The sequence below is a fragment of the bacterium genome (assembly GCA_030018315.1).
GTDB lineage: Bacteria > Hydrothermota > UBA3073 > JACQXS01 > JAGMCI01 > JASEGA01.
In genome coordinates this window covers 1-11,026 of record JASEGA010000039.1, presented here as the reverse complement: position 1 = coordinate 11,026, position 11,026 = coordinate 1, and the positions used below count along the sequence as shown (strand labels likewise).

The following is an 11,026-nucleotide window of genomic DNA, read 5'->3' as shown; positions in this document are numbered from 1 at the left end:
CTTGCAAAGGCAAGAGATATAGAGCATAATAGAGAACATGAGGACATTCTTGCTTAACAATAAGGAGGACATTCTACCTTAACAGTAACATGTCAATACATTTTTCTTGACAATTTATGAGGATAATTTAAACTTAATTTCTATTATATGAGACCAAAGTTACAAGCGAGAGCTATAATTATCATTATTTCAGTGATTATTGCAGGATGGCAACTATCCTATACCTGGAGATACACAAGACTTACTGCTGAAAAAAAGGAAATGATGGGAAAAGCTGAACTCAAAAAGCTTAGAGATAAGACAATACACCTTGGGCTCGATTTACAAGGTGGGATGCATCTCGTACTTGAGGTTGATGCCTCCAAAATACCAGAAGATAAACGAAAGGGTGCTACTGATAGAGCACTTGAGATACTTAGGAATAGGATTGATCAGTTTGGGGTATCAGAGCCAAGTATAGCAAAACAAGGAGCTAACCGTATAGTTATACAACTACCAGGGGTAGTGGATGCAACGCGGGCAAAAGAAATTATTGGAAGGACAGCACAACTCGAGTTTAAGCTGGTAGAAAAGGATAAAATTACAGAAGAAGTGTTTAAAAAGATAGACGAATTTGTATACAAGAAACAAATTGAGACTGCTAAAGATACATTTGAAGTGCTGGAAAATCCAGTTACTTCTCTTATTTTTTATAACGGAAGAGTAGCAGAACGGGATATAGAGCTATTTAATAAATATATCAATATGGAGGGAGCTTTACAGTTTATTCCTGGAGACGATACATTATTATGGAGCAAACCTGTTGAGTACGAAAATGAGAGATATGTGGAGCCATTGCTTGTGAAAAAGGAAGCCTGTCTTATGGGTGACGCAATTGTGGATGCACAGCCAGGGATTGGGACTGCGAAGAATCCAGTTGGTGCTCGTGTAGACCTTACAATGACAGCTGAAGCAAGGAGAAAGTGGGCACATATTACAGGTGCTAATGTTGGAAGAAGAATTGCAATTATAATGGATGGAATTGTACAGTCTGCACCAGTAGTTATAGAGCGAATTGCAGGAGGTAGGTCTATGATTGAAATGGGGACCTCTCCTTTTAAAGAGGCGCAAGATTTGGCACTTATTATAAGGTCGGGAGCTTTACCTGCACCAGTTAAAATTGTGGAAGAGCGTACAGTAGGACCGTCATTAGGAGCAGATTCAATTAGAACAGGGTTGAGATCTATGTATATTGGAGCTGTTGTCGTTCTTCTATTTATGGTCATATATTATGCAGCTTGTGGAGCACTGGCAGACTTTGCATTGTTCTTTAACATATTCTTCTTACTTGCGGTCTTGTCAGGATTTAAAGCTACCCTTACACTGCCAGGATTAGCTGGAATTGTATTGGTAATTGGAAGTGGGGTGGATGCTAATATCTTAATATTTGAGCGGATTAGAGAAGAAATAGCTGGGGGAAAGACGATTAGGGCAGCTATTGATGCAGGATACTCAAGAGCATTTAAGACGATAATTGATTCAAATGTTACTACATTTATTGCAGCGGCTATTCTATACTTTTTTGGAACGGGTCCTATTAAAGGATTTGGAATAACACTTATGATTGGACTTGTAGCAAATATTTTTACTGCTGTGACAATGACTAAACTGATACTGGATTTTGCTACTTCTAAAGGGATAAAAAGACTATCAATATGATTCAAATATTTAAGAACACAAAATTTAATTTTATTGGGATAAGAAAGTATACTTATGCACTATCGGGTGCTTTAATTATTATGGGAATAGTCTCTATCATTACACATCGTGGTCTGAAATACGGAATTGACTTCACAGGCGGCTCAATTGTAGAATTGAGGTTTGAACAACCAATTGAAACCGGATATATAAGGGAAAATCTATCTAAAATTGGACTCGGAGATGCAGTTGTGCAGAAAATAGTAACAGAGTTGCAGGGCTACTATTTAATAAAGACTGTACCAAAAGAAGGAGTAGGTGAAGAAATAGCAAACCTGTTTAATCCACGACCTACTGTGGAAAGAGAAGAGCTTGTCGGACCATCGGTGTCACAAGGATTTAAGATGAGAGCTGTCTTGGTTGTATTACTTGGATGGATAATGATACTTATTTATGTAGCTATTAGGTTCACTTTTAGGTGGGGGGTAACTGCAGTTGTAGCACTTATACATGATGTATTGGTTACTGTGGCATTTATCTCTATTTTTGATAAAGAGGTTAATATTCCAATAGTAGCTGCTTTACTTACAATTATTGGCTACTCTATAAATGACTCCATTGTTGTTGCTGATAGAGTGAGGGAAAACTTGAGGATTCTTAAGAAAAATACACTCCCAGAAATCATTAATATATCAGTTAATCAAACATTAGCGAGAACTGTACTTACATCATTCACTCTACTATGTGTTCTGATAGCTATCTTTTTATTTGGGGGAAGAGTAATCCATGATTTTGCATTTGCTTTGATTGTTGGTACAATTTCTGGAATATATTCAACAGTTTATATCATGTCTGCGCTTGTAGTTGCGTGGGAAAGAGTAGCACCATCTAAGCTTACGAAGAGATGAGTCTGCAATGGAGACTAATTTTATTACTTGTAATTCTCTGCATAGCTTACCTTTGGAAGGCATCGCAACTGATAATCGCACCTAAAAGATTTATTTCCCCATATAAGCCAGATAATTTTGGTCTAAAATATGAGAATATTAGCCTTATCACAAATGACGGAATTACACTCAAAACTTGGTTTATTCCAGCACCTGCTGATAAAGTAGTCGAAGCTACAATTATAATCTGTCATGGGTATGGAACTGATAAAGGTGATTGTATTGACATAGCACAGTTTTTACATCGTGCAGGTTATAATGTAGTAATGTTTGATTTTAGAGGTCATGGACAAAGTGGTGGAAAATATTGTTCACTCGGATATTATGAATGTGAAGATGTTAAAACAGTGATAAGATGGTTAAAATCAAACTCTACCTTTCGGGGGAGTGGGGTTCTTAAGGGCGAGGGGATGTCCACCCTGCCCTTAAAGATTGGTGCAATTGGAGTTTCAATGGGTGGAACAGTAGCTCTTATGGTACAGGCTGAAGAGCCAGCGCTTTTAGCTGTCGTATCAGATGGCGCTTATTTATCATTTTATTCAGCAGTTACATCATTTGCAAGAAAACACTTTAAAGCACCTAAGTATCCGTTTATACCACCAGCTGTGTGGGCTGCGGGTTTAAGGCTTAAATTTAAGCCTAAAGAATTAAACTTGATAAAATTTATGCCTAAAATAGCACCTAAACCTATACTCATAATTCATGGAAGTGAAGATAGAGAAATACAGACACAGGATGCATACGAAATATTTAAAGCAGCATCAAAGCCTAAGGAATTGTGGATAGTGGAAGGTGCTCAGCACCTTGAAAGCTATTATATTGCAAGAGATGAATATGAACAAAAAGTTATAAACTTCTTCAAATCAGCTTTTAAATAATGCTAAATAATGGGTAAGTTTTATGGTTTTGAATTTGGATATTGAGAATTTCACAGACATTTGGATTTCAAGATTTTGTCGTTTTTAAGATTTAATATGTAATTTTGATATTCTATCATATGGGTTGCAACAAAAGCATACTTACAACAGTTTTTATTTTGATGATATCACATACATTTCCCACTGTCATTCTGAGCGAAGTGAAGAATCTATTATATGTACCTTCAAACGACCAGTTAATAGAAACCATAGAAGAACTTAGAGTTAGGGGATTACCAATTGTTAGATATCCAAATATAAAAAATTACTTCATAAAAGAAATACCAAAACAGGAATGGCTGGATGAATGGCTTACTTACAAAATTAGACAGCCAGTTTTTAAAACTGAAACTACATTGGATAGTACAAGCGATGTTAGAGTGACTACTTTCATTTCTTATGAAAAAGAACCAATAGATATAATTTTAGAGCCAGCTGTAAAATTTGGTAATAGTCAGTTATGGCCTACAAAGAAGTATAAAATTGCAGCTGCAGATTATGAACGTGTATTTACAAGAGTGGCAGTAAAAAGTTTCTCTTTTCTTCTTGGGAAGGAACGGTTTGCAATTGGACAGTCACCAAGACACAATCTTCTCCTATCAGGTAGCTTCCCACCTATGGATGGGGTATTAGCAGCATATGAAAATTTAAGATTTAAAATAAGCTTCTTGTTCTCAAGACTTGAAGACCTATTAGCTGATACCTTAGAATACATGTTTAACGGAGACACTATTTACACTGATACAGTAAATTCGAGACGGTTCATTTCATTACATAGAGTTGATTTATTGCCTAAAGATTGGATAAATATAGGATTTACTGAAGCCGTTATATATGGGGGTCCAAATGTTATCCCTGATTTACATTATTTAAATCCCATCGCATTGTGGTTGCCTTATCAATTCATTAAAGGAGTGGATAACAATATATTTTGGGGTATAGATGGAAGAATTGACATTAAAAATTTAGCCGTTTATGGTGAACTACTTATAGATGATTTTCAACTTCTTCCAGATGCACAGAAAGAGCCGAACCACATTGGATGCATGGTTGGAATTGAGGTGGCAGACCCATTGAAGTTGCAGAGAATATTTATATTATCTGAGTATACAAGAATAACAAGATGGACTTATACGAGCTTTATTCCGTGGCAAAGGTGGGAGTATTTGGGTTATCCAATTGGCCATCCTATGGGACCGGATTTTGATAATGTTTTTGCAAAAGTTACTTACCATTTTACACCAACAGTTGATTTCTACGGTGAAATATCGTATACAAGACATGGAGGAGGGAAGGTAAATGCTTTATGGCCAATACCCGAACATCCAAGAATTAATGGGACATATTTCCCAACTAATAATTTTTTATCACCTACAGTCCAAACTTACCTTGATACAAGATTGGGAATAAGTATTTTTAAAATCAGCCGATATAATCTTAATATTTTCGCAGAAGTTGGTATTTGTAAACCATCTTATAAAAAATACATCCCAGTGGGTAAAATTGCTATTACTTGGAGATAAAAATAGCTTTTAGTTTGATACACTCGATTTTACTGTAGACGATGCGTTCTTCTTAATTGACAGAATATAACTGCCCTCTATCTCGCTTAAAAATTTTGAGCTTAAAGAAAATTCTGCATCAGAGAACGATGAGTAAAACGCGTGTGGTGAATAAAGCCATACGTTAGTTTTTAAAAGTTTGGTTACATAAAATTGGTGTAATACGCTAAATAGAGCTCTACTACAGGTTACCATTATACATATTCCAGATGGTGAGAGCAACTCTTTAATTTTATCTATAGCCGGAGTCCATGGAAAAAAGTAAAAGCTGTAGAACATAATAATTAAATCGTGTTTCCCTTTGTAATCAAAAAAGTTTATTACTTTGAACTTAGCGATTTTACCGCAACGCCTTATTGCAAAGTCTATCATAGGTTTAGAATTATCTATACCAAGTATTTCGGAAGTTGGATATAACTTCTTAACTATTGGAATCAAAACGCCAGTCCCACAACCCACATCGAGTATCTTTTGGGGCTTGAGTTTAAACCTGTTAAGTTCATGGATAAGAGCCCTTATACTATTTTTACGCCAAAGTAAGGCGGGTGGTAATTTAAATGATAATTCGTATAAATATGGGAAGTTGTAGGTTAACAAATGTTTTCTACTCGCCTTGGCTAGGCGAGACAGGTTAGTACATTTACTATACGTTCTGCAGTATGCCCGTCCCAGAGGGGTGGTATTTTACCACTCTTTACTTTACCAGCAAGGATTTTGAGAGCTTCGTTAATTATTTTGGACTTGTTATTACCAACAAGTAAATTTGTGCCAATCTCAATAGTAGCGAGTTTTTCTATGTTATCTCTTAATGTTAGACAGGGTATGTTTAAAACTGTAGTCTCAACTTGGACACCGCCTGAATCTGTAAGCACAAATTTAGCATGCTTCTCAAGGTGTAAAAAATCAAGGTACCCCAAAGGTTGGGTTAGTATAAGGTTCTTAATATCAAGCGAAATATTAAACTTATCTATATTCTTTTGAGTCCTCGGATGTATTGGAAATACAACTTTTATGCGAGTTGCGATTTCTTTAATTGCATCAACTATATGAGACAAATTATCCTTTATATCAACATTTGACGGTCTATGAATAGTTAAAATTGCATAATCATTCGGCTTAAGCCCTAATTCGTCAATAATGTGCGAGCCTCGTGAAATCTTAATAGTTCTTGAAAGAGAGTCTACTATAATGTCACCAACAAAGTGGATTTTAGATTTTGGAATTCCCTCACGTAATAAATTTTTATTTCCTGCCTCTTCAGTAGTAAATAAAAAATCGGATAATACATCTGTAACTACACGGTTTATCTCTTCTGGCATTGAACGGTCAAAACTTCTGAGTCCTGCCTCAATATGTGCAATTGGAATCATAAGCTTACTACCTACAATTGAACAGCCAAGCGTAGAGTTGACATCACCCACTACGATAATGATGTCAGGATGCTTGTTTAAGACAACACGCTCAAATTCAATCAGTACCTTGCCAGTTTGTTCACTGTGAGAGCCCGACCCTATACCGAGATATAAATCTGGCTCCGGGAGGGATAGGTCGTGGAAAAAGACTTCTGATAACTCATAATCATAATGCTGACCTGTGTGGACAAGGATGGGAGTAAACTTGGATGGAAACTTTCTTAGTTCTTCAATTAAAGGAGCGAGTTTCATAAAATTAGGACGCGCCCCACTTACAAGTAATATTTTCTTCGTGTTAATTTATCTTAGGTATCTTAGGACTATTAGCTTGCCAAGATGGCTTTCAGTGTCACTTTGAAGTCTCAGAAAATAGATTCCATTTACTACTGGAACGCTAGATTCATCACAAGTGTCCCACAATACCTCATATTCACCAGGTGAGAAGTAGCCAGTGAGTAAATTTTTTACTAAATTGCCTGTTAGATTATAAACTGATAAGTTTATCGGACAGTGGGTTTTTTGGATTTTAAATTTTATTATGGTTTGAGTCCTAAAAGGATTTGGAAGACTCTGTAATAGGAGGAGGTTGGCAATTTCAGCTGCTGTGGCTTCTCCTTTTCTACTCTTTATACCAAAAAAGTGCATCACAGAGTCAACTAATTGGGATATTAGAGAAGGATTTTCAAGGGTTGAGAGCTCAAATTTTAGGCACCAAATTTTGTATTTGTCTTCATAATAAAAGCCGGTAACATTATTGTTAGAATCTGTATGAGTAGAAACATAGCCTTTTGGAACAAACCATTCTTCATCAGTAACTTTTCCTTCTAATAATTTATTTAACCAAACATTGTTACCTTCAACATAAAGGTTGCCACCAGCTCTGACAAAGTTTATAATAGAATCGGTTTCTTCTTGCGATAATTTAATAGAGACAAAGATAGAATTGAAATTTTTAAGCCACGGATATAGAGAAGTAATTTCACTACTCCATACACCTTTATAACCAAGTTCATAAAGTGTATTATTAAGTATGGATACAGTGTCAGGGGCAAAAACTAAGAAATCACCGGCTGCTATATTAGCCACAGTTGATAGAGTATCGTTAATTGGATTCTCATCTTGTGGCAAAAACAGCTCAAATCTTACTCTGTAACTTATGCCAATTCCATTAACCCTGCATTCAGGAAATTTAACAAATATATCTTGTGAAGGCTTAATGGTATCAATTGCAATGTAATGGCTATAAATTGGTATTTTACTTGAATCTATCTCACAGTATAATTTACAATTTAAAGCTATATTACTGCCAAAATTGTGAGTGTAACAGCTTGGAAAGAAGCTTGTATCAGGGGGAAGCCACATCAAAGGAGTATGTGTTATTCCTACATCAGTTTGAGGTGTCCATTTTAACTTGATGCTGGGGTCGCCCCAAATTTTAAATGCATTTATATTTTGTGTATCTTGTGGAAAACAAGTCTCATACCACAATTTAGCTTGTAGAAATGCATCTCCTACTGTCGGATTAAGCAGCAAATATTTTAAAAATGCATAATTAAAGCTCTGATTACCACCAAATGATGGAGTTTGCCATCCTACGATATATTGTGAGGAGGAATCAGGTGAGACAACACAAACTGCGCCCTGCTTTAAGAAATCAAAACCAGCAAAAGGTGAGAATACAAGATATGAAACATCATTCCGAATGATATAATTGCTTGCTATCAGCTCATTGAATTCAGGCACCCTATCTCCATCGTCATACAGCCATTGCTTTCCAGGAGATAAAAAATTAACTATTGAATATTTACCGGTAATTTCTTTATCAATGGACTCATTGTAATACCAATCTGGATTCATCTGGACAACGGATTTGAGTTCATCTAAAAGTATGCATTTATCTTCCATAGCTACCCCTGAATAATCTTCGTTCCCATAATTGCTTACACCTTTCACAAATAGGATATTATTTCTTATTTTGTTAATTTCAAATTCTATAGTATGTTCTAATATAGAAGCTACAAGTTTAGGCTCAGTATACGGTATCCTACCAATAATAGCCTGTAGGGGCAATTCATGAATTGCCCCTACAGCATCACCTATAATAAGAACATATTTTGGATCCCAATTTATTACATCATTAACTTGAGAATGAGTTGTAATTTTGACACTATAGCCAAGACTTTTCTTCCAGAGGACAAAATCTTTAATAGTAGATGCAAGGGTTGGATGTGTAATTATCACATACATACGTTCCCTGTATTCTGTATCCCGTATTCTACCTACTGCTTTATACCATTCTCTTATTTGGCTAAAGTTAATTATATTGGATTTTAAAATTGCATCAAAAGTTGTGTCTAAAACAGGGAAATGAATTTGGTGAGTATAATTAAGCTTTATTGTTACAAATGGAGAGTAATAAAGTTTTGAAGTTACTGGATTATAAGCGAATGGTAAAATTAGAAATTTTGTGATGTTATATCCATACAATTTGTGCATCCCTAAGTAAGTACCAGCAGTTGCTGGATAGAGTCTATTTAAACTGTAAGTAGAGTCGTATGTTTCTGTATAGTTTTTAATTGTTTTCCTTATCGAGTAATTGCTTTCATTTGTCATTGCGAGCGATAGCGAAGCAATCTCATTTAATTCAGGAGGAACAGGAATAATTGAGTAATCACCAGGAATAAGTTGGAGTTCGCGTTTTATATCATAATTAATAATCTCACTGCCAGGTGGGATTGCAATCCGCACAAGTTTACAAGGTAGGAATGGATTGCCGGGGATAAGGATTGAACCAAACTCGTCTCCACAGGATCCTTCGGAAATTTCAATAAAACCATCTTTTATTTGATAATGAGGAGTTTTAAGCTCAAAAGTCGCACCTTTTGCTACAAAGCCGATAAAAAGTAAGCTAAATAAAATTCGTGTCTTGCTCATTTCATACAGTTATCATTTGAGCTTTGACATTTGAGCTTTATAGTAATATTCTCGATTATATATACAACCAGGGTCAGGTCCTTTTATGTCACCGGTATAGACATAAGCACGTGCCCTGCAACCTCCACACACAGCTTTATAGTTACAATTGCTGCAATGACCCCAAAGGTCAGACCTGTCTCTAAACTGCGCCATCAAGGGAGCATCCCAAATTTCTCTAAATTCTTGTGTCTTTATATTACCTATTTGCAAATCTGGCATGTAAACACATGGAGTTATTATACCATCTGGTTGTAAAGCACAGTAAGCTCTACCTGCACCACAGCCACCTACAATGTCTGCAATAGCACCAAACTCTTCTGATTTTGCATCTGCATAATGTGCAATTATTACAGAACCTGCCCTCATCTCTTGGCAATACCTACCAAATTGAGGTGATGTGGTAGCTATTATATGATAACCGAGATCAAGTTGTTCAAACATTAGCTTATATGCGGACTCCCTATCTTCAGGAGTTGGGTCAGATTCAAATTCACCCCTGCCTACAGGTATATAATTATATATTATTAATTTATAAGCTCCTATCTCTTTTAACAAACTGAACATTTTTGGTAGTTCACTTAAATTATCTTTTGCTAATGTGTATTGGATACAGGTAGTAACACCTGCATCTATGAGATTTTTTATCCCATTTATTGAGCGCTGCCACATACCGGGCATACCACGAAATCTATCATGAACCTCAGGAGTAGCGGCGTCTAAACTCACTGCTACATAGCCAAAACCAATCTCTTTAGCACGCTGAGCGTTTTCTTTATTGAAGAGTGTACCATTTGTAGCTATTGATAAATAGAACCCCATCTTTTTAGCAGCCTCTGCTATTTCAAAGAAGCCCTCACCTGCTAATGGTTCGCCACCAGAAAAAAATATAGTAGGTATATTCTCTCTTGAGAGTTTATCAAGAGCTTGAAACTTCTCATCAATACTAAGCTCAGTAAAGTTGCCGTTTCGTAGGATACCTGCATTCTCATAGCAATGCTTACACCTAAGGTTACATTTATAAGTGAAATTCCAAACCACCATCATAGGCGAATAAAAATTCTGCGGTGTAGTTAGTCCATATTTTTCAAGTGATTTAAGTGAATTTAATAGAATTTTACGCATGGTAGGGTTAAGGAGTGATTTTTTAAACTGGTCGTCAGATTGATTAAATGCCCTTCTCACTATATCCAGAATCTTCTTTAATGGGAAAAATTTTACTTTGTCTTTAAATGACAAGACTTCATTATTTACATAACTATCAAGAATATGCTCAAGGTGAGTCCTGCCATTGGATTCAACTTGAGTGGCTGAACTTATAATTTTTTTTGATAGTGCATTATAAAGTAAAGCCCTAAGTTTAACGACATCAAATTTAGTTTTTGATACTACCCACATTTTATTTTAAAATAATATTGCAAAACAATATTTATGTCAATAAAAAATTATGTACAAATTTGCAATTAACAAACAAGTCACTTTTTACTTGCTTTGTTGAATAAATATTTTTGGCACCTTTGATTTTCAACCTCTGACTT

At 35.6% G+C, this 11,026-nt stretch carries 8 protein-coding genes; 4 read left to right on the top strand and 4 right to left on the bottom strand.

Annotation, left to right across the window (positions count from 1 at the left end; translation table 11 throughout):
• Positions 1-147: 147 nt before the first annotated feature.
• The 4 genes from secD (at position 148) to QMD71_09335 (ending at position 5,064) form a co-directional block, all read left to right on the top strand.
• Positions 148-1,698, top strand: coding sequence for a protein translocase subunit SecD (secD, locus tag QMD71_09350; protein MDI6841033.1), 1,551 nt, complete (start codon positions 148-150; stop codon positions 1,696-1,698).
• Positions 1,695-2,585 (top strand): protein translocase subunit SecF, encoded by an 891-nt coding sequence (gene secF, locus QMD71_09345; GenBank protein MDI6841032.1) that lies wholly within the window; start codon positions 1,695-1,697, stop codon positions 2,583-2,585. Before secD ends, secF begins: the two co-directional genes overlap by 4 nt.
• Positions 2,582-3,502: an alpha/beta hydrolase gene (locus QMD71_09340; GenBank protein ID MDI6841031.1), complete on the top strand. Its 921-nt coding sequence runs from the start codon at positions 2,582-2,584 to the stop codon at positions 3,500-3,502. The genes secF and QMD71_09340 overlap by 4 nt, the downstream gene beginning before the upstream one ends.
• A 119-nt stretch (positions 3,503-3,621) precedes the next feature.
• Positions 3,622-5,064, top strand: coding sequence for a capsule assembly Wzi family protein (locus tag QMD71_09335; GenBank protein MDI6841030.1), 1,443 nt, complete (start codon positions 3,622-3,624; stop codon positions 5,062-5,064).
• A 9-nt stretch (positions 5,065-5,073) separates the two neighbouring features.
• On the opposite strand, the gene QMD71_09330 is transcribed toward QMD71_09335, so the two are convergent.
• The 4 genes from QMD71_09330 to QMD71_09315 are packed head-to-tail and all read right to left on the bottom strand — an operon-like array spanning position 5,074 to position 10,886.
• Positions 5,074-5,700, bottom strand: a complete 627-nt coding sequence (locus QMD71_09330) for a class I SAM-dependent methyltransferase (protein ID MDI6841029.1) — start codon at positions 5,698-5,700, stop codon at positions 5,074-5,076.
• Positions 5,701-5,720: 20 nt separating this feature from the next.
• Positions 5,721-6,815, bottom strand: a complete 1,095-nt coding sequence (gene wecB / locus QMD71_09325; protein MDI6841028.1) for a UDP-N-acetylglucosamine 2-epimerase (non-hydrolyzing) — start codon at positions 6,813-6,815, stop codon at positions 5,721-5,723.
• Positions 6,816-9,449, bottom strand: a complete 2,634-nt coding sequence (locus QMD71_09320; GenBank protein MDI6841027.1) for a hypothetical protein — start codon at positions 9,447-9,449, stop codon at positions 6,816-6,818.
• A 12-nt stretch (positions 9,450-9,461) separates the two neighbouring features.
• Positions 9,462-10,886 carry a radical SAM protein gene (locus QMD71_09315; GenBank protein MDI6841026.1) on the bottom strand — a complete coding sequence of 475 codons (1,425 nt, stop codon included), beginning with the start codon at positions 10,884-10,886 and terminating at the stop codon, positions 9,462-9,464.
• Positions 10,887-11,026: the final 140 nt, after the last annotated feature.